The organism is Armatimonadota bacterium, from assembly GCA_017993055.1.
Lineage (GTDB): Bacteria > Armatimonadota > UBA5829 > DTJY01 > DTJY01 > JAGONM01.
This window is the reverse complement of sequence record JAGONM010000006.1, coordinates 98,990-118,402: the sequence shown is the minus strand read 5'-3', so window position 1 is coordinate 118,402 and position 19,413 is coordinate 98,990. Positions and strand designations below refer to the sequence as shown.

Annotated in this window: 16 protein-coding genes; 9 read left to right on the top strand and 7 right to left on the bottom strand. The window is 61.9% G+C overall.

Features of this window, described 5'->3' with window-relative positions; translation table 11 throughout:
- Positions 1–13: 13 nt before the first annotated feature.
- Positions 14–2,161, bottom strand: coding sequence for a PQQ-binding-like beta-propeller repeat protein (locus tag KBC96_04220; GenBank protein ID MBP6963595.1), 2,148 nt, complete (start codon positions 2,159–2,161; stop codon positions 14–16).
- A gap of 87 nt (positions 2,162–2,248) precedes the next feature.
- Positions 2,249–3,736: a hypothetical protein gene (locus KBC96_04215; GenBank protein MBP6963594.1), complete on the bottom strand. Its 1,488-nt coding sequence runs from the start codon at positions 3,734–3,736 to the stop codon at positions 2,249–2,251.
- 170 nt (positions 3,737–3,906) lie between these two features.
- Here KBC96_04215 and KBC96_04210 point away from each other — a divergent pair, with 170 nt between their 5' ends.
- The 7 genes from KBC96_04210 (at position 3,907) to KBC96_04180 (ending at position 11,018) form a co-directional block, all read left to right on the top strand.
- Positions 3,907–5,040 (top strand): 3-isopropylmalate dehydrogenase, encoded by a 1,134-nt coding sequence (locus KBC96_04210; GenBank protein ID MBP6963593.1) that lies wholly within the window; start codon positions 3,907–3,909, stop codon positions 5,038–5,040.
- Positions 5,041–5,149: 109 nt separating this feature from the next.
- A complete protein-coding gene (locus KBC96_04205; protein MBP6963592.1) occupies positions 5,150–5,617 on the top strand; it encodes a GNAT family N-acetyltransferase in 468 nt (155 codons plus the stop codon).
- Positions 5,614–6,204 carry a GNAT family N-acetyltransferase gene (locus KBC96_04200; GenBank protein ID MBP6963591.1) on the top strand — a complete coding sequence of 197 codons (591 nt, stop codon included), beginning with the start codon at positions 5,614–5,616 and terminating at the stop codon, positions 6,202–6,204. The genes KBC96_04205 and KBC96_04200 overlap by 4 nt, the downstream gene beginning before the upstream one ends.
- 45 nt (positions 6,205–6,249) lie before the next feature.
- Positions 6,250–7,851 (top strand): hypothetical protein, encoded by a 1,602-nt coding sequence (locus KBC96_04195; GenBank protein MBP6963590.1) that lies wholly within the window; start codon positions 6,250–6,252, stop codon positions 7,849–7,851.
- Positions 7,848–8,618 carry a sugar phosphate isomerase/epimerase gene (locus tag KBC96_04190; GenBank protein MBP6963589.1) on the top strand — a complete coding sequence of 257 codons (771 nt, stop codon included), beginning with the start codon at positions 7,848–7,850 and terminating at the stop codon, positions 8,616–8,618. Before KBC96_04195 ends, KBC96_04190 begins: the two co-directional genes overlap by 4 nt.
- Positions 8,619–8,726: 108 nt before the next feature.
- Positions 8,727–9,722 carry a Gfo/Idh/MocA family oxidoreductase gene (locus KBC96_04185; protein MBP6963588.1) on the top strand — a complete coding sequence of 332 codons (996 nt, stop codon included), beginning with the start codon at positions 8,727–8,729 and terminating at the stop codon, positions 9,720–9,722.
- Positions 9,723–9,740: 18 nt separating this feature from the next.
- Positions 9,741–11,018 carry a Gfo/Idh/MocA family oxidoreductase gene (locus KBC96_04180; protein MBP6963587.1) on the top strand — a complete coding sequence of 426 codons (1,278 nt, stop codon included), beginning with the start codon at positions 9,741–9,743 and terminating at the stop codon, positions 11,016–11,018.
- 2 nt (positions 11,019–11,020) lie between these two features.
- On the opposite strand, the gene KBC96_04175 is transcribed toward KBC96_04180, so the two are convergent.
- Positions 11,021–12,628, bottom strand: a complete 1,608-nt coding sequence (locus KBC96_04175; GenBank protein MBP6963586.1) for a DUF4038 domain-containing protein — start codon at positions 12,626–12,628, stop codon at positions 11,021–11,023.
- A gap of 144 nt (positions 12,629–12,772) precedes the next feature.
- Between KBC96_04175 and KBC96_04170 the strand changes: the two genes are divergently transcribed.
- Entirely contained in the window at positions 12,773–13,123 is a 351-nt protein-coding gene (locus KBC96_04170) for a DUF2007 domain-containing protein (protein ID MBP6963585.1), read from the top strand.
- Between the two features lie 3 nt (positions 13,124–13,126).
- Here the strand turns inward: KBC96_04170 and KBC96_04165 are convergent, their stop codons facing one another.
- The gene (locus KBC96_04165; GenBank protein ID MBP6963584.1) at positions 13,127–13,444 is read right to left on the bottom strand and encodes a pyrimidine/purine nucleoside phosphorylase; all 318 of its coding nucleotides are present in this window, start codon (positions 13,442–13,444) and stop codon (positions 13,127–13,129) included.
- A gap of 125 nt (positions 13,445–13,569) precedes the next feature.
- On the opposite strand from KBC96_04165, the gene KBC96_04160 reads away from it, so the two are divergent.
- Positions 13,570–13,920: a DUF2007 domain-containing protein gene (locus KBC96_04160; protein MBP6963583.1), complete on the top strand. Its 351-nt coding sequence runs from the start codon at positions 13,570–13,572 to the stop codon at positions 13,918–13,920.
- 3 nt (positions 13,921–13,923) lie between these two features.
- On the opposite strand, the gene KBC96_04155 is transcribed toward KBC96_04160, so the two are convergent.
- The 3 genes from KBC96_04155 to KBC96_04145 are packed head-to-tail and all read right to left on the bottom strand — an operon-like array spanning position 13,924 to position 19,357.
- Positions 13,924–15,858, bottom strand: a complete 1,935-nt coding sequence (locus KBC96_04155; protein ID MBP6963582.1) for a hypothetical protein — start codon at positions 15,856–15,858, stop codon at positions 13,924–13,926.
- A 22-nt stretch (positions 15,859–15,880) separates the two neighbouring features.
- A complete protein-coding gene (locus tag KBC96_04150; protein ID MBP6963581.1) occupies positions 15,881–16,183 on the bottom strand; it encodes a hypothetical protein in 303 nt (100 codons plus the stop codon).
- Between the two features lie 27 nt (positions 16,184–16,210).
- A complete protein-coding gene (locus KBC96_04145) occupies positions 16,211–19,357 on the bottom strand; it encodes a family 78 glycoside hydrolase catalytic domain (protein ID MBP6963580.1) in 3,147 nt (1,048 codons plus the stop codon).
- Positions 19,358–19,413 lie beyond the last annotated feature (56 nt).

The following is a 19,413-nucleotide window of genomic DNA, read 5'->3' as shown; positions in this document are numbered from 1 at the left end:
ATAGGACGAGTGATTATTTGGCCTTGATTGCCGTGACGCTGCCGTCCATGCCGCTTACATAAACGACGCCATCCACGACCGTCACCTGGTCCAAGACGTAGAGCAGCGGGGTGGCCTGATACATCCACAGAAGGTTACCATCCTTAGCATCGAGCGCCTGAACGAGCCCGAGCCGCGAAACGACGTACACGACGCCGTCCTTCTCGACCGGAGACGCCGGCACGGAATCGGCGGCCGCCTCGACGCTCCATATTTCCTTGCCGTCGAGGTCGAGCTTACCGACGGCGTTGGCCTTGCGGACGTAGACCGCCTTGGCGTCCTCGGCGATCCCCACGGCAACGGGACCGGACGCGTTCCCCAGCATCTCGCCGGTAACGGCATCCATGATCCCGAGCTTCGAGTCACGGTCGGCGATGAACACCTTCCCGCCTGCGACTACAGGGCCGTTGTCCGCTGGACTGTAGTACCTCACGGCCGCGGTTCTCTGCGTGCAGGCGTAGCCGGGTTTCTGCCACTTCAGTTGACCGGTCTGCACGTCCACCGCGTAGACAAAGGTATCCCAGGCACCGAAATAGACTACGCCGTCGTAGACGAACGGCCGCACCTCGATGGTATAGCCCGGTTCGGTGAGAACCCACTTCTGACTACCTGTCTTCGCATCTACAGCGTAGAAGTCGGAGTCGTTGCAGCCGAAGAGGATCAGACCGTCGGCGTATACGGGCGAACTGTAGATGGCCTCCCTGGCCTGGAAGCTCCACTTCTCCTTGCCTTTCAGATCGAGCGCGTAGAGCTTGCCGTCACCGCAGCCCAGGTAGATCGTGTCGCCGACAACCACCGGAGTCGTCGCCGTGTCGCCCTTGGTGGGAAACGTCCACTTCTGCTTCCCGGTCGCCCTGTCGAACGCGTAGAGCTTACGATCCGTGCCGCCGACGTAGACTGCGTCCCTGGTGACAGCGGGTGCGGCTCTGCACGAGCCCTCGATAAACGAGCGCCACACCAGTCTGCTCCCTGACGGATCGAGGTTGAAGCGGACGCTCTTGTAGTACTTCTTGCCGGTATCATCGATGAACCTGACCCGCAGACTGTGCGCGCCGGGAGGAAGGTCCTGGTAATAGAGCTGACCGACGTAGACACCCTCCGTCGTCAGCACCAGCGGATCTTCGCCTTTCTCATCCTCGGCAAAGGACTTCCTGTCAACACTGAGGCTCGCCTGCTTGAAGAGCTGATCGCTCCCCGAGATCCTCGCCTTAACGAAGAACGAGCCGGACGGGTCGAGCGACTGGTCCTCTTTGACGTTCAGGATCTCGATCGTGGGGTAGTTCGCCTTGGTGGGAAGCGGTTTCTCGACGTAGACCTTGTCAAAGCCGTCTTTGCCGTGTTCCCTGAAACCGATACGCACGATCCCATCTTTTACGGAGACGATGCTGTACCCCGCCTTGACTCTGGGCAAAGGCCCGCAGACCGCACCGCCGTCCGTGCCATCCACCCCGAAGAAGTTCAGGAGCTTCGCATTGTGGCCGTGTCCGCCGAGGAACATGACCAGATTATGCGGACGGAGAAGATCCAGAAGCTGGGCGGTCGCGTAGGGACTGCCGAAGTAGTCGTCGTTCAGCATGTGATGCATGATCACGAAGACGGGAGTGACGTCGTCGACCTTCTTGAGGTCGGCTCTCAACCATGTGAGCTGGTCGCGGCTGATCGAGGCCCTCGGGTCCTGGGGCGAGCAGTTGTCGAGGCCGATGAAATGGCACCCGAACTTGTCGAAGGACCAACTGGTGCCTCCGTAGAGTTCGTGGAGCTTGCCTCTGATGCACCACCATGGGCCGTCGTGGTTGCCAAGCGTGTGATACACGGGAACGGTGAAGTCCTTCCAGTAGGACAGATACGTGTCCCACACGCCACCTCCACCGCCGAACTCAGTCAGATCGCCGCTGACGACGACAAACGACGGAGCCTCGGTCATGATCCCGGGCTTGATCTCGATCGGCCCCTGTTTGGCCATCGCCGCGCAGACTTCCTGGCTGATCGTCATCGGTGCGTGAACGTCAGAAGCGTGGATGAACGTGAAATCGGGGATGTCCGCCGCGCCCGCCGCACTGAGGGCGAGGCAGACCAGAGCGCCGGTCAATAACACTGCCGGCAGATTGCGACAACTACGCATTACTGTAAAACCTCCTGCGGCCGGTTCACCGCACAATCTCAAGTCACTTGTTCGCCCGGGGCGACCAACCATCCTTCATTGCGAGCGTCACCTGGCTGAACGTTGCGACAGAAGCTTCTCCCACTTGAGCAGGCGGGCGAGCGCCGGGAAGCTGTCCTTGTCACGGGCGATATAGACTGCCCTGCACGCTTCATACACCGCCGGATCAGCTTCCGCGAGGGGCAGCCAGCCTGTCACCGCCGCCATCTCGAACTTCTCGCTGGTCCGACTGCCATCTACCCGCCCATTGAACCTGGCCTCGCCAGGAACGTAGACGTTCTTCAGGAAGGTATTCGCCACACGCCGCACGTCCGTCTTGTCGAACACGACCCCTGCACGACGCGCATTCAGCACCAACTGGATGCTCAGCGTGGCATGCGAGACGTCCTCGATCGACGGCTTCGGCGGCATGACCGGGTAGTTATCCGAGACATCATCCTCCCGCGAATAGCCGGTGTTGAGCGGCTCGTACCAGTAGTACCAGACGTATCTATCATCTACCAGGTTCAGCCTGTTCTTGAACAGGTTGGCCATTCTGCGGGCGTGATCCATGTAGAACGCCTTGCCGGTGAGCCGATGGAGCGCCAACTCGGAGCTGACGTGCATACCGAGGTAGTTGAACGGCTCGGGCAGGTTGTCGTATGGGAACGGCCCGCCCCGCTTGCACGTAATGTAGTACCCCTCATCCATCCCAGGGCCATCGCGCCAGTGATCCCTCGCCTCCTCGTACGACTCATCGGCCGCCTTGACGAACCAGTCGGCCGCGGGCAAGAACTCCGCTAGTCCGGGACCGTCCTTCACGATCTCAGCGAACCGGAGCAGCGGGTAGTAGATAATCCCAAGGTACCCTACGTACGCCAGCGGCAGAGGTTTCAGCGCAACTGCTTGCGTCGCCGGCACGTCCGGTTTCGCGCCCACGGGGAATACCCGGACCAACTGTGATATCTCCGTACACTCGCCCGCGGAGGCGTTGGGACTGGGGGCCGGACTGTTGATGATCTTCTCGATGTAGCGGGGGCTGTCCGGTTCCAGGCTCAGCCCGCTGAAGGTCTCCGATCGATTCCAGAACGGGTTGACGACCCTGAGCGTGAGCGTATCGGCTGTGAGCGTGACCTCGACCTGCGTCCGGTTGTTGTAGGCATAGGGGGTGGAGCGGATGCGGATCGAGGGTCGCCCGTCGGAATCCTTCAACACTCCTTCGGCCACCGTGTAGTTGTAGCCCATCGACCAGGCCTTCCGTACGGTCCCGCTCCAGTCCTTGACGCCGCGCCGGTCGTCGCGATGTGAGAGCATCCGGTCGCCTCGCTGCACCACGGCACGCAGGTACTTCGGGTCGCCGGTCGCCTCGTACATATCCACGATGGCGTTGAGAGTCGCGGCTTCGCCCCAGGCGAGCTGACTGGCATCCCTGTTCGCGAACCAGGGGTCTTTCCCGAGTTGGGCCAGCAGTTCGTCAGCCTTCTCGCGGGTGATGGAGACTGCACCGAACGCGGATGCGGAAATCAGCAGCAGCAGAATCGACAGGAGTGTACGCATGGCCCATTGTAGTACGCGGACCCCGCGGGGTCAACGGCATGATCTCGCGCCTTTCGCTCGACGGGTTGCAGTAGGTGGCATAATCGCCTATACTGTGCGGGGTCAGTTCTGTCATTCTGAGCGAGGCGGAGAGTCCGTCATGCCGGATTCTTCGCTTCGCTCAAAACGACATGTTCGACCATTGCGATCATCCACTCGTATCGTCGCAGGGTGACCATAGACCGAGGAGGTTCACATTGAAGACTTACAAGATAGCCGTTATCGGCGGCGACGGCACCGGACCAGAGGTAGTCCGCGAAGGACTGAAGGTACTGGCGGCGGCATCGAAGGCCACCGGATTCCAGTATGAGACGACGGACTACGACTGGGGCGGCGATCGATATCTCAAGACAGGCAACGTCCTGCCTGACGACGCGGCGGATCAGATGCGCCAGTATGACGCGATCTACCTTGGCGCGATCGGACATCCCGACGTGAAGCCGGGCATCCTGGAGAAGGGCATTCTCCTGAAGCTGAGATTCGATCTCGATCAGTATATCAACCTCCGCCCCGTAAAGCTCTACCCGGGCGTCGAGACCCCGCTCAGGGACAAGGGTCCGGCGGAGATCGACTACGTGGTCGTCCGCGAGAACACCGAGGGGCTCTACACCGGCGCGGGCGGCGTCCTCAAGAAGGGCACGCCGGACGAGGTCGCGGTCCAGGAGTCGATCAACACCCGCAAGGGCGTCGAGCGCTGCCTTCGATACGCGTTCGAGTACTGCCGGAAGCGGAATCGGAAGAAGATGCTCACCCTCTGCGGCAAGACGAACGTCCTCACCTGGGCGTTCGACCTGTGGGAGCGCGCGTTCTACGAGGTCGCGAAGGACTACCCCGACATCAAGACCGACTACGCGCACGTGGACGCTACCACGATGTGGATGGTCAAGAACCCGGAGTGGTTCGACGTCATCGTGACGGACAACATGTTCGGCGACATCATTACCGACCTGGGCGCGATGACTCAGGGCGGCATGGGGATCGCGGCGGGCGGAAACATCAACCCCGAGGGCGTCTCGATGTTCGAGCCGATCGGCGGGTCCGCGCCGAAGTACACGGGCATGAACGTGATCAACCCGATGGCGGCGATCGGCGCGCTCCAGATGATGCTGGAGACGCTCGGCGAGCAGAAGGCCGCCGACATCGTCGACAAGGCGATCGCGAAGATGACCGGCGAGAAGATGAAGTCAATGTCCGCCGGCAAAATGGGCTACTCGACCACCGAGGTCGGCGACATGGTCGCCCAGTTCGTGATGGAGATGGCGTAGTTCGAACCACCGATGAGCGCGGATGGACGCAGACGATACAGAGGCTCTGGGAGTAGATGCTTTCAGGGCCTCTTGTTTGCCATTGAGGAGGGCTCAGGCGAAGAGGAACATGATCGAACTCAGACGGATACGAACCGACGAGTGGGAGGTGTTCAAGTCGCTTCGCCTGGCAGCGTTGGAGCAGGACGGGGAGCAGTTCGGCCAGTCGTGTGCGGAAGTCAGCCTGCTCAGTGACGAGAAGTGGCAGGAATACACCGCCAGGGCCGCCGAGTCGGACGAGTTCTACGTGATACTCGCCTTCGATCAGACGAGACCGGTGGGCATGTCCGCATGTATCCGGCCTGACGACTTCGGGAAGATCATCATGGTGTGGGTCGATCCGCAATACCGAGGGAGCGGCATCGGCCGGCTTCTCGTGGAGAAGACCATGGCGGAGGCGGGCGCCCCGAGTTACAGGCTAACCGTCGTTGAAGGGAACACCCCGGCGATCAGGACGTATGAGCGGCTCGGCTTCACCCCGACGGGTTTTGCCTACAGAAACAGCAAGGGCCTCAGAGAAATGGAGATGGTTCTATGAAACCGATTCGGTATGACGATTACTACTGGCGAACCGAGCTGGTGACCCTTCGCGCTGTCGAAGAGGGCGATTGGGAGCTCGGATACTACAACCGGTTCGATACGCCCGCGCGCCGTCTCCTCCAGCATGAGGTGGAACTGCCGCCGACAGAAGCGGAAGCCAGGGCATTCTCCGAGCGCTTCGCCGCTTTCGCGCCCGAGGATGGCCGCATCATGTTCACACTCCTGAACAACGACGGCGAAGTAATCGGGGGCGTCAACCTCAACAGCATAGACGAGAAGAACGGCACGTTCAGCATAGGGATGCAGATCGACCGGGATCACCGGGGCAAGGGTTACGGTACATCGGCGATGGGGCTACTGCTCAGGTACGCCTTCTTCGAGCGGAGGCTGAACAAGTACTACGGACACGTCCTGGAGGGAAACATCGCATCGGCCAGGATGCTGGAGAAGCTCGGCTGCCGACAGGAGGGCAGACGCACGCAGATGGTCTATACTGATGGGCGGTACTTCGATGAGATCCTGTACGGCCTGACGAGGGATGAGTTCGAAGCTAATGAAGCGGCCGTCGGAGGCGACAACGGATGAGAGGGCGTACAGGATAAACGCGACCTCAGCGCCAACAGGTTCACTATGAAGACACTGATGCTCGTGACGCTCTGGTCGTTGGTGCTGATGCTCCGTGCGGTCGCCGCCCCACCCCCGTTCAGGGTGGGAATCGAGATGCCCGTGCAACTTCCTGTGACGCAAGCGGTCGAGGATGCCCTGCGAGAGATGGGGATCGGCTACGTCAACTACAGCGTCAGTACGTCCGCCCACGCCGGCGACCTCCCCGCAAACCAAATCAACGAGGCGATGCTCGGCCTCTGCCGACGCCTGAACCTCGACTTCTCCATCTCATGCCATGCGATTGACCCGCCGGATGAATGCGTCAGAGCGGCCGTCGAGAGCGGCAAGTCTCGATTCCGCGGGGTCCTCTTCAATGAACTGGAGCACTGCCGCCTGATGTGGAACTACAGCCCCGTTCCGCTGGCCGATTCCGGCAAGTTCGAGACTCTCGACCAAGCATACGTCGAGACCCTGGATGCCTACAAAGCGCTGCGAACCCGTTTCGCCGGGATGGGGTCGCCCGTGACCGCGACGCACGTCTGGCCGGTGATGCATCATCTCGCGGGAGAGGCCGGGTTCACCGTCTGCCCGAAGATCTGCAAGGAGTCATACTCGTCCGTCAGCCTCGCAATAGGGATGGGCGCGGCAAAGCAGTACGGGACGGGGCTTTGGGCAGACTGCGATCTCTGGTTCTGGGGGCTCATCCCGGGGCACGGCCCGGAGGAGCTGAAGAGCAACCTGCTTCAGGCCTACTGGCTCGGCGTCGATCTTCTGTACGTCGAGGGCGCCGGCCACAATCTCAAGCCCGCCGGCAGACAGGGCACACCCTTCTCCCTTGTCAATCAGGTCTCGAACGAAACCTTCCAGCTTACTCAGCACGGGGAATCGCTCCGGTGGTTCTGCAGAGAGTATCTCCCGGCTCACCCCCGGACCTGGACATTTCGCGATGTGAGGCCAAGCATCGCGATCGTGCGTTTCGAGGATACCTGCCACGGCCAGCGGTTCACCGCCGATTTCGAGGACAGGCTATACGGGTCGCCACACCTGAGAAGCACCCCCGACACCGAGGCATGGCTGGCACTATGGAACCTGCTCACATTCGGCAAGACCGGGCGCGATGGTCTCTCGCACTTCAAGTCATATATCGCCCCGTCCGGATACCAGTGGCGGAGCGACAAGGCCGAGTTCCAATCCTACACAACCGCTCCCGTGATGGCAGACCAGCATCGGTTCTTCGTGCCGCTGAACGGCGTCGTGGTCTACGATCACAAGGCCGGGTACGATCTGCTCAAGGGAGTCCCGCTCCTCTTCCTCACAGGAACGCGGGTCAGTGAGCCGACGATGGACGCGATCCGGCGATGCGTGAAGGAGGGCGCGGTGTGCGTAGCTTGGGGTCCGCTCGCGAAGAAGCACGGCTTCCCCGAGTGGGATTCGGGAGTCAGTATCATCCCCAAGGGCAAGGGCAAGTTCGTGCTCACCGACGACTTCCAGGTTCGGGAGGTCTATCAGCAGGTCGTCGGACTCCTCGGCCGTCCCGACGAGATCAGATACCGGTTCGGCGGCTCGGAGGTGATCCTCCGCCGCGTGACGGACAATGAAGTGAAGGTGGAGGTGACCGAGAAATGAGCAGATTCCCCATCGCATGCCAGACGATCACGTGGGGCGACGAGCAGAGCACGTTCTTTCCGAAGGTGTTCGATGAGGTGAAGGCCGCCGGGTACGCCGGAGTCGAGATCGGGTTTCGGCACATCCGGCAGCACCCCCCTGCCGGCGTCAAGAAGATGCTCGACGATCGCGGACTCGTGCTCGCGGCCCTTCACATCGGGGGCAACCTCTTCGATGCGACGCAAGCCGATCAGGAACGCACGGCCCTCGAGCTCGCATTCGAGTATCTCGATGCAATGCAGACGGAGTTCCTCATGTACTCCGGACTGAGGTTTCATGATGAGGAGCAGTTCGCCCGCGACTTCATGGCTCTAAACACAGCAGCCGAGAAGTGCCATGAGACCGGCAGACGGCTACTCTACCACAACCACAACTGGGAGTTCGAGCGCGGCGGAGAGGTAATAGCCGCTCTCACCTCGAAGGGCAACCGACACCTCGGCTTCTGCCCGGACATCGGCTGGGTGATGAAGGGTCGCCGGAGGATCATCGGCTTCATGAACGAGGTCAAGGGGCGCATCGGGGCGATCCACTTCAAGGATTTTGCGACCGACGGCCCGGGTTGCGATACAGTCGTCCTCGGTACAGGAGTCGCTCCGCTCGTCGAGGCAGCCGAATGGGTCAAGCAAAACACGGACGGCATGTGGGTGATCGCCGAACAGGACAACGCCGATCTCCCGGCGGCCGAGGCCGCATCCAGGAACGCGGCGTTCCTCAAGAGCCTGTTCTAGGGGCCGCGGCTCTGTCCCGGCCCGACAAGATGCAGGGGGGGTTCAGGTCGGTGAGACCGCTAGCCCCGACGGTCGAGTACGAGCAGGACCTACAAGTAGGAGCACGAGATGGAACTGAGGGTTTGCATAGTCGGCTGCGGCGATATGGGGGGCAACCATGCCAACTGCTGGAAGCGCAGGGACGATTCGCAGATCGTCGCGGTCTGTGACCTGATCGAGGAGCGCCGCATGAAGATGGCAGAGAACACCGGCGCAACCCCCTACCTCGACTACCGGGACGCGATCATGCACGAGGGAATCAATGCCGTCTCGGTATGCATCCCCGTCTGCGACCACTCCAAGGTCTCCGTCTTCGCCGCAGAAAACGGCCGGCACGTGCTCTGCGAGAAACCGATCGCGCTGACCGTCGAGCAGGCCGACACGATGATCGAGGCGGCTCGGCGGAACAGCGTGGTCCTCTCGACCTCGTTCCAGTGCAGAGGATTTGCCCGGCATGTCAGGACTCGGGAACTGATTCGTGAGGGGTGCTTCGGCGGGCCTCTCATCGCACGGTTCACCGACATCCGGGAGGTCCGGCCCAAGCTGGCCATGCATCGGCAATCGGAGAACGGCGGCCCGGTGATCGACATGGCAGGGCACTACTTCGACCTGATGCGCTGGCTGACCGGCTGCGAACCGGTCAGGGCCTTCGCGCGCGGTCACATCTTCGGTCGAGGGAAGCCGAGCCTTGCGTCGGTAGAGGACTTCGCCATTGACGCCGCGGACATAACGGTCGAGATGACCGGCGGCCACGTGCTGAACGTGCTGGTGAACTGGGGGATGCCCGAGGGGTTCGGCTCGCTGGGCGAGGAACTGATCGTCGGCCCGGCGCTCTCGATCCAGACCGTCGGCGGGAAGGTCATCATGAAGACCCGCTCTGAGACGGAGTCCTGGGAGGCGTCCGAAGGGAACCCGCCGGGATCATCGGTTCGAATCAACGACTTCGCGGAGGCGATCCATGAGGGCCGCCGACCCGAGGTCACTGGCGAAGACGGCCGAATCGCGCTCAGCGTCAGCCTCGCCGCACTCCGATCAATCGAGACCGGCGAGATCGTTTGTCTGTAATCCAGGAGAGTTTCAGCAGTGTCTTCCACCAGCAAGCCAATCACCGCGGCCATCGTCGGGGCTGGGCATCGAAGCGTGTGCTACGGCCGATACGGGCTCGCGCATCCGGACGAACTGAAGGTCGTCGCCGTCGCCGAGCCAAACGAGTTCCGCCGGAAGCAGACGGCCAAGGAGTTCGGCATCCCGGACGGCATGTGCTTCGGGTCGGCCGAAGAACTCGCGAATCGGCCCCGACTCGCTAATGCCGCGATCAACGGCACCATGGACCGGGATCACATCCCGACCTCGCTCCCGCTGCTGGAGAAGGGCTACGACCTGCTCCTCGAAAAGCCGATCGCGCCGAGTGCGGCGGAGGTCCTGCAGCTCAGGGACACGGCTCGGAAGTACGGCAACAAGGTCATGATCTGCCACGTCCTGCGCTACGCCCCGTTCTACGCGGCGGTGAGGCAGAGGGTCGCGGACGGAGAGATCGGCCAACTGCTGAGCGTCCAGACCCAGGAGAACGTCAGCTATCACCACATGGCGGTCGGATTCGTGCGTGGCAAGTGGAGCCGCGAGAGCGAGAGCACGTCGATGCTGATGTCTAAGTGCTGCCACGACATGGACATCCTGACCTGGATGATGAGCGGAGTCGCTCCGAAAGCCGTCAGCAGCTTCGGCAGCCGGATGTACTTCCGCCCGGAGAACGCGCCCGCGGGCTCCGGAACCCGCTGCCTCATGGACTGCGCGATCGAAACGGACTGCCCATACTCGGCCAGGAAGCACTACATCGAGCAGGGACTCTGGGGATTCTACGCCTGGCAGCCGGTCGAGCACCTCGGACTCGATACAGAGGGGAAGCTGCAGTCGCTCGCCGAGGACAACCCCTACGGGCGCTGTGTCTGGGCCTGCGACAACGATGTCGTCGATCATCAGTCGGTGATAGTGGAGTTCGCCGACGGGTGCACGGCCTCGCACAACATGGTCGGCGGTACATCTAGACCGTGCAGAAGCATCCACCTGATTGGCACTGAGGGCGAAATCCAGGGCGTGATGGACGAGGGAACGTTCGTCGTGCGCCACCCCGATGCCCGGGCGGGCCACGAGTACTCCGAGGCGCGGATCGAACTCGATGTCAGGGGCGACGGCCACGGCGGCGGCGATCATCGGCTGGTCGCGGACTTCGTGCGCGCGCTTCGAGGCGAGCCGGCGTCGATCTCGACCACGAGCCTCGAGGATTCGGTCTACGGGCATCTGATCGGGTTCGCCGCCGACCGATCCAGGGTCGAGCATGTAGTGGTGCCGATCGACGGGTAGAGTTACCTGCCGACGAGCAGCACCCAGTCGGCTTCGCTTGGGGTTCGCAGTCTCACGGGCGCGGCAGTGACCCTCCCGACCGGGGCAAACTCCCCGGTGGACGGGTTGAACCATCGGATGACCGTCGTGCGCCTCAGGTACTGAACGTTGAGTTCGATCTCGAGGCCCTGCGGCAGGTAGATGACGGCAAGATCCCCGCTGTCGCTGCGGGCCGAGCCGATGAACCGTCGTGGATCGGAAGGCTTATTGGCGACCAGCGATGGGTCGGGGCGAAGCGTCCACCACTTTATAGAGCCGAAGAGCTTCGCGAGGTGCTTCACCGACTCCGCACCCTCGCTCTTGACCGCCTGTTCCCAGGGGACAGCGACTCCGGTATTGGGGTGAGCCGTCGGCACCTGAGGCTTGTCGGTCCAGAACCAGATGCCGTGGTGACCGTAAGTGACCCCGGCGGTCGGCGATATGAGCAGACTGCGGTAGAGCGCCGTCCGGACCGCACGGGCGTCGAAAGGTTGCTTCGTCCCATACGCAAGTATCGTCTCGTAGTTCGGCTCGAGGTTGATCACCGGGAGCACGGGCGACTTGTCCCAATCGGTCGCGGGAGGACCCTGGACGAGCCACCTGATCGCGCCTTCAGAATCGCCGTGGCCGCTCTGGTAACCGATGAATGAATACCAGGCCTCGCGGCGGAACTCGTCCGCCACCCACGATTGACCACCAGGGTGCATTGTAACCGGACGCGCCGGCTTGTCGCCGAAGACCGCACGGCCGATCCTACGCCATCTCTCCGCCCGATCGCCAGTGTACGGCCCGTCGCCTCCGAGCATCCAGACTACGTTGTACGCGCCCCACCTTGCCACGATGTAGTTCGAGAGGCGGATCGCATCGGCCTCGCTCAGCCTCTGTCCCAGTTCCTCTTTGCTCACCGCCCAGAGGATTACAGGCGCGGCCGCCATGCCGTGTTCGTTGATCGCTGCTACCTTCGCATCGAGGCGCTTGAAGAAATCGGGGTTGATACGGACGTCGCTCGAGCCCGTGAAGGCCGTGTCTCCGTGCTCATCCTTGTCGAACGAACGCCATGGCGTCGAGAGGAACTGCACGGTGGTGAAGCCCTGTTCCTTGCGAATAGAGAGATACTTCTCCCAGTCCTGGGGACGGGCCTTGAGGACCCCGTTCCATGCGGTGTCCGCGAGCCAGAAGAAGGGAGTCCCGTCCGAGTGGACCAGGTATCGTCGGTCGGACGAGAGCTTGAGCGGGCCGTGCTTCAGGAGCGTGCTCTTCCCCCTGTAAAGCGCGCAGTCGAATGTGCCGGTACGGGCGTGAAGGCCCGCATTAGTCACGTCGGAGCAGTTCGACTTCCAACGCCACTTGCCAATCTCCGTCGGGCTGAACCGCACTTTCCAGACGTCACCGCCGTCCCAGAAAGCAGCGACTGAGGAACGCAGTCCGGAGGGCGAGGTGAAATCTATGGAAACCGCGACGTCAGCGGAAGGATTGGAGTACTCGCGACCGCTCTGAAGGGATGTCTCGAAAACACCGTTCAGGGAAACCGCGGCGCTGGAGGCTGCACAAACAGCCCCGCAGAGCACAATGGAGAGCAGGATGTTGTTCATTGCACACCGCCAGAGAGCTGTGACGCCAGTCTTAGGGTTTAGTATGGCACTAGCAGCGTGCATTGTCAAACCCCCGGTCTTTCGCTTGCGCGAGGATATGCGTCGGTCTATAATCGTACAATCTGCTACCGATGGAGACACGTCATGGCGGACGAATCCGACGAGTTCATCAACGTGCTGGAAACGCGCGATGAAGGCAGGGTTGCTCTCGCGAAGTCGCTTCTCTCGGGAGCGGGCATCGAGTTCATGGTCTGCAATGTCTTCCCGCAGGACATCCTCGGCTACGGGCGGATCGGCTATAACCCAGCGCTGGGCCTAATGCAGGTGAAGGTTCGAGCTGAGGATGCGGATGCGGCCCGACACATCATCGGCGATCTCGCGGGGGAACGACCGCGCCCGTACTCACGGACCGTCCGATTGCTCGTCTGGGTGTTCCTGATTATCGTACCGCTAGTCGGTTTCCTTGCGATACTGATCAGCGACATGATCCGCTGAGGACTAATCGAACGAACAGATGTACTCCGTGATATCGTCCACTTCGACGTCGAACGAGGAATCCCCCGGCACAGCAAACTCGCTCCCGGCAGGGTACCGGGTCCACAACTCGTCCCCTGCTATTCGTGCCACGCACTCGCCCGCGATGATCTCCATCCTCTCCGGCGCGGCGGTGTTGAACGTGTATCGGCCCGGATAGATGATCCCGAGGGTCTTTCTGCTTCCGTCATGGAAGACGATCGAATGGCTCACGACACCTCCGTCGAAGTACACGTTCGCCTTGGCCGTCACGGTGACGTTCTCGAACTGGATGTTGTCCATCGAAATGCTCTCCTGGGTGCTTGAGTACAAGTAGTTTCGAGGGGCATGGCCCGCATTCCTGCCGCACTCGCCGCAGGACAAGTGCAGAATACCGTGGTATAATCGTGACAACGGGGGATCACGATATGAACCAAGATGCGGGAGAGCCGATCAAGATCATGGAGACTCGCGATCATGGACTCGTCGCGACGGCAAAGTCGCTGCTCGACGGGGCGGGGATCGAGTACACGGTCACGAACGAGTTCAGCCAGAACGTGATGGTTGCAGGACAACTGAGCGCGATGGAGATTATCGTCAAGCCAAAGGATGCCGGCGCGGCGCAGTTCATCCTCCGAGGCCTGATGCGCACAGATGAGACGAGACAGGATGACGGCGCGCCCCCACAGGACCAGCCGTTCGGCCTCCGCCTGCTCATCGCGCTGGGGATCGTGGCGATCCCGATCATCCTGGCGATCCTCTACGCGCTTCAGAACTAGGCTCTACTGCACGGTCTCGACTCGATAGACTGCGCGGAGGTCATGGATATCGCCGTACAGCGGCTCGACGATGCCGTTGCGGTGGTTAAGACGAGTTCCGCCGCGCTTCAGTTCGATTCCAGAGGGCTCGAGCAGCCGATACCGGATCTTCCCATCCCAGAGTGAGAAAGTGACCGAGTCCCTTGCGAGGGCGATCTTCGTCTCCTCCATGCCGTCGGTGACGAGCATCGGGTAGTACACTCGCATCGCCTTCAGGTCGCCCGCCATCTCATCTTCCACGGTGACGCCGCCGTGCTCAACGGTGATCGTCTCCGTGATGCGGGCCGCACCGTCGAAGTCGCCGGTATAGGTTACGCGGAATCGAACTCTGTCATGGTTTTCATCCAACACCTCTACACTTGGCGGCGTTTCGGTATCGTATTCCGCCAGCCGATGCCAACGACCCGATGCGTCCTGCCAGGCCGGTCCGGTGCAGAGCGGCTCACCCTCGGGCAGAAACTCCTTCTTCTTCGAGTCCCATCTCTGCACCGTGCCGTCGGACGGGCCGAGCTGCGGGTTCGATCCCCTCAGGTGGACGCGGATCAGGCCGGTGGGATTGTAGCGGAGGTCGCCCTGGGTGTTGTATTGCACGTAGTTGCCTCCTGCGTTGGCGAAGATCATGTGGAACTGATCGGTGACCGGGACCACATAGCCGCCGACATCGGCCGGGCACGGCCTCTCGGGGATCGAGTCGTCCGCATAGAGATAGGCCGCGGCGAGGAACCAGCAGGCGAGCAGGTTGTACTGCGACTGGGCAGAGTAGCGCTCGTAGCCGTGGTGCGCCTCAATCGGGAAGCGGTTCTTGACGACGTAACCAGTCCCGTTCGGCTTCAGCCACCGCATGATGCTCATAGTCGCCAGGTGCGCAGCACGCTTGAACGCGCCGGCCTCTTGCATCCGTCCGTTGCGAGCGTACTGGGCGGCGTAGGTCTCGTGGGTCACGACCGCCGACGCCTCGTTCCAGATGTGCTGGGCGCTCCGGCCGCCGGTCGGGATCTCGCCGAACGGTGAGAGCATGAAGAGCGCGGTCCAGGCGCCCCTCCAGAGCGACTCCCTGAACGGGCGGTACGACGCGCCCACGTAGCCCTCCAAGAGGATGCTGGAGAAGTTCTGCCGAGTGAACTCGTCGTAGGCGAGAGGCGGGTCCTCCGAGGCGTCGAGATACATGCCGTGCGGGGTCATGTACTGGACGTGGTGCGCGAGGTGCGTCTCAAAGAACTCGGCATCGGACTTGATCCCCTTCCTGGCGCGCAGGTACTCGCCCGCAAGCGCGACGACGTTGTGGTTGTAGCACTTCGTCTTGCGCTTGAGGTTGTCCGGGTAGAGCTTGTACGGGTCGAGGTCGCCGATCTTGCGCTTCCATTCTCTGACCCGGTCGGATGAGGCGGCATCCTCAAAGAGGTCAAGGGCAAGCATCACCGGTTGTATGAAGAACTCGCCATGGGCGTGGGCCTCGTATCTGTGCATGTCATCCACCGAGTGGTCCATCGCCCTGAGGCCGCTCTCCAGGAGCTTCCGGTCGGTGTTGAAGCCGGTCGCATGGAGGAGCGCCACCGAGAGGGCGTAACACGGCGTCGAGTACTGCCACTCGATCTTCTCGATCGGGTCGACGATCGCGCCGGTTTCGTCTTGGCACTTGCGGAAGAAACCGACCTCGCCGGCGATGATGCGCAGGTAGTCACGGCTGGCGATCCCGCTGTCCTCGAAGCCGGCGAACTCCTTCTGTCGCCGGAGGAAGGCCGATATCTTCGCGTCGAGCGGATGGCCGATGTCACTCCGAAGCGCGCACGGCGGGAGGATGTCGGCTGTCGGGCGACGCACCGAGTCGGCCGACGCGGCGAGACACGTGACGACGATCAGGAAAGCAACAGCCGTGCCGCATCCAGGCATTTTTCTCACTCTCTTTCCCAGGAACCCAGTACTACTGCCCCCGGTTTCTCAGAACAGAGCCTAGAAACGCCGGCAACACGCTCTCCATATCCTCTTGCACGATATGAGCCGGATAGTTCTCCACCTGTTCCCCCAAGGTTTCTGAGTACTGCATCAGTATTGTGGAGATCCTCTCTCGCAATACCCTGTCGGGGTCATTGGGCCATACAACGTCAGCGCAGACAAACAAGTAGAAGGCAACCGAGGGCCAATGGTGCGCCTTCACGGCCTCCATCTCGTGCACGCGCTTGTAGATCGGATGATCGTTGGCACCTATGCTCAGATCGAATGACACGTCATTCTTCCCCCTATGAATGTGTGACTACTTGCCGACTAGGAACGAATACTCTCCAGACCCTACTTCGAACCGCACCCACCCTCCAGCATCGGAAGCCGCATGGATCCCGGGCGTGCCGGGGACGAGCTTGCCCTTCCGCCAGACCGGCGTCCTGCCGATCCGCACCTCGGGATCCGCGATCCCGACCTTCGGGACCCAGACGGAGGCATGGGAGTTTGCCGGGATCGTCACATCGAGCGTCAGGCCGTCCTTCGAGCGCTTCCAGTGGGAGGCTACCGGCCCGCGGACCGTGTTGATCTCCGCCTTCGCCTCATTCAGGTCGCCGACGACGAACGGCTTGATGTCGAACCGCTCGAAACCGCCGACCATATCGTCCGGCTTGATCCCCGCCAAGGCACGGTAGAACCAGCCGTCCACGAAGCCGAACGCCGGGTGGTTGGCCGAGTTCATACCGTTGCCGGTCGCCTTCACCCAGAGTTCCCAGACGGTGGTCGCGCCGTTAGCGATCATGTAGCCCCAGCCGGGATAGTCCTTCTGCGTCACGATCGTGTATGCCACATCGGCGTGCCCCTCCTGGCAGAGGACCTCGAGCAGGTAGCGCGCGCCTAGGAATCCGGTGCTGAGGTGACCCTTGCGGTTGACCTCTATATCGTTCACCAGGTTCTGCACGACCGCATCATGCCTGTCGGCCGGGACGATCCCGAGGTAGAGCGGCCAGGCGTTGGAGTACTGGCTGCCGTTGCCGTAGTTGTTCGTCTCCGCGTTGAAGAACTTCGCATGGAACGCCTCGGCGATGCGCCTGCAGAGACGATCGTAGACCCGGACATCCTCTGGGTGCCCGAGTATCTCCGCCATTCGCGCGGTGAGCCACGAGCAGCGGTAGAAGCCGCCGGTCGAGATCAGGTCCCTCGGCGTCTCGACAACACCGACCCAGTCGCCGTAGTTGTTCCTGCTGATGATATGCCCGTCGCCTGCCTCCCGTTCGAGCATGTCCACGTAACGCTTGAGCCCATCGTAGTGCCTGGCCAGAAGCTGACGGTCCCCCGTGTGGCGGTACATATCCCATGTAACGAAGTGGTACGCGGAAGCCCACATCGGGTCGCCGGGATTCGACCCCCAGACGTGCGGGACGGTATCAGGGATACGGCCGTCGTCGCCCTGGGCGTCCTGCATGTCCTGCAGCCACTTCGTGTACGCCGGCGCGACATCGAAGTTGTACAGACCCATGTCGGCGGTCATGTGTCCGTCAGCCATCCAGCCTTGACGCTCGTCGCGCTGGGGGCAGTCGGTCGGGATGCTGTGCCAGTTGGTGCGGTATCCCCACCACGAATTGCTGTGGATCCGGTTGATCAGCGGATTCGAGCACTCGAAGCCGCCGTGCGCAGTGAAACTCGTGTTCACCACGCGCCCCTTGATCGTGTCGAGGTCCGGCTTGCCCGGGAAGCCCTCGATCTGCACATATCTGAAGCCGTGGTAGGTGAACCTTGGCTCCCAGGTCTCGGTCCCCTGCCCCTTCAGGATGTACTTGTCTGTCGCACGCGCGCTCCGGAGGTTCTCCTGGTTCGCTGTGCCATCGTCATAGAGCCACTCCGCGTGTTTCATCGTGACCTCAGTCCCCGCAGGACCGGATACCTTGAGCCGGCACCAACCCGAGAAGTTCTGGCCGAAGTCGTAGACCCAGGTACCCTCCCTGGGGCTCGTGACGCTCTTCGGCTTCATGGTCTCGGTCACGCGGATCGGCTGGATCATCTGCGCCGACAGGGTGTGTGTCGGCGTGGTTGAGAGCAGAACCTCCTGCCAGCCGGAGTCATCGAAGCCGGGCATATCCCATCCGACCTGCTCCGCGCGCGCATCGTATGTCTCACCGTGGTACAGCGAGTTTTCAAGGATCGGCCCCTCGCTCCGCTTCCAATAGGAGTCCGTTGTTACCCTGGTCCGGGTACCATCCTTGAACTCCACGTTCATCTGCAGGAGTAGCCTCGGCGACTCCTTGAACCATCCACTGCCCAACATCGCCCCGACGGCATTACGCCCGGTCTTGAGCATGTCGGTCACGTCGTATGTGCTGTAGAGCACCCGTTTGCTGAAACCGGTGTAGGCCGGATCGAGCACGTGATCGCCGACCTTCTGCCCGTTGAGATGAAGCTCGTAGTATCCCAGACCGGTCACGTACGCTCTCGCGCGCTTGACCGGCTTACCGAGGTCGAACTCATGGCGAAACATGGGAGCTGACGACAGAGGCTTCACCGAGTGAAGTTGGCCGTCCGTGAGCTGCGTCCTGTTCCAGCCGTGCTCCTCGACGCTGTCGAGCGAACTTACGGCGGCACTGCGGGAGACTGTCCGGCCGGAGCCGTCCAGAACGTCCATCTCGGCGAACGCGAGCAGGAAGTCTCCGTCGAAGCGCCTGTAGAGAGTGGTGGCGGTCAGGCGCACGTACCTGGCATCGACGGCGGGGAAGTCCAGCTTCACCGTCTCTTCCTTAGGATTCGGCTGGTCGCCGTCCGTCCTATCCACCAATACGGTCGGGGTCTTGAACTCCGGATCGTCCGACGCCTCTATCCTGTAGCGAACCGGGAAGCCGAAGCCCGGCGCGTCCTCCTGCCAGTTGTACGGCCTCGCCGGGTAGAGCGATACGCCGGCGATCGTCCGCCGCGCGCCCAGATCGATCTGCACCCACTTGGCAGAGCCGGCGCTCCTGGCAAGACTCGAATGGTAGCCATTGCCGCCCATAGGCACAGTCAGCCACTCGCCCTGCCATTCCCCCGGTTCGAGAAGCGCAGTCTCGAACCAGGCCACGTCGGACCACTTGCTCCCCACGCCTGCCGCATCCCAGACCTTGACTCGCCAGTAGTAGCGCGTGCTGCTCGACAGCCTGATTCCCTGCAGGGGCACGTTCACACTCTCGGAGGAAGATACGCGTCCGCTGGACCAGACGTTCGACTTGCCGAGGGCAGACGGGGTCTCCGCAACCTGGATCTCATAGGCGGTCTGCCGGCAGGCTCGTCCTTCCTGAACGAAGTGCCACGCGACTCGAGGCTCAGGAGTGTCGATGCCGAGGGGGTTCGCCAGATACTCCGTCCTCAGGAGCTCAGCAGAAGGTTTCGACTGTGATCCACAGGCCGAGGACATCAGCATAGATACGCAGAGCAGGATGATGGCTCTATTGGGCATTTCGGGGCTTGTTCTCCTTGTGCATTACCTGGCAAAACGATCTGCGCTCGCCGCAT

Coding starts and splice junctions, on each gene's coding strand:
- KBC96_04220 (MBP6963595.1), bottom strand. CDS start 2,161: ATGCGTAGTTGTCGCAATCTGCCGGCAGTGTTATTGACCGGCGCTCTG.
- KBC96_04215 (MBP6963594.1), bottom strand. CDS start 3,736: ATGCGTACACTCCTGTCGATTCTGCTGCTGCTGATTTCCGCATCCGCG.
- KBC96_04210 (MBP6963593.1), top strand. CDS start 3,907: ATGTTCGACCATTGCGATCATCCACTCGTATCGTCGCAGGGTGACCAT.
- KBC96_04205 (MBP6963592.1), top strand. CDS start 5,150: ATGATCGAACTCAGACGGATACGAACCGACGAGTGGGAGGTGTTCAAG.
- KBC96_04200 (MBP6963591.1), top strand. CDS start 5,614: ATGAAACCGATTCGGTATGACGATTACTACTGGCGAACCGAGCTGGTG.
- KBC96_04195 (MBP6963590.1), top strand. CDS start 6,250: ATGAAGACACTGATGCTCGTGACGCTCTGGTCGTTGGTGCTGATGCTC.
- KBC96_04190 (MBP6963589.1), top strand. CDS start 7,848: ATGAGCAGATTCCCCATCGCATGCCAGACGATCACGTGGGGCGACGAG.
- KBC96_04185 (MBP6963588.1), top strand. CDS start 8,727: ATGGAACTGAGGGTTTGCATAGTCGGCTGCGGCGATATGGGGGGCAAC.
- KBC96_04175 (MBP6963586.1), bottom strand. CDS start 12,628: ATGAACAACATCCTGCTCTCCATTGTGCTCTGCGGGGCTGTTTGTGCA.
- KBC96_04170 (MBP6963585.1), top strand. CDS start 12,773: ATGGCGGACGAATCCGACGAGTTCATCAACGTGCTGGAAACGCGCGAT.
- KBC96_04165 (MBP6963584.1), bottom strand. CDS start 13,444: ATGGACAACATCCAGTTCGAGAACGTCACCGTGACGGCCAAGGCGAAC.
- KBC96_04160 (MBP6963583.1), top strand. CDS start 13,570: ATGAACCAAGATGCGGGAGAGCCGATCAAGATCATGGAGACTCGCGAT.
- KBC96_04145 (MBP6963580.1), bottom strand. CDS start 19,357: ATGCCCAATAGAGCCATCATCCTGCTCTGCGTATCTATGCTGATGTCC.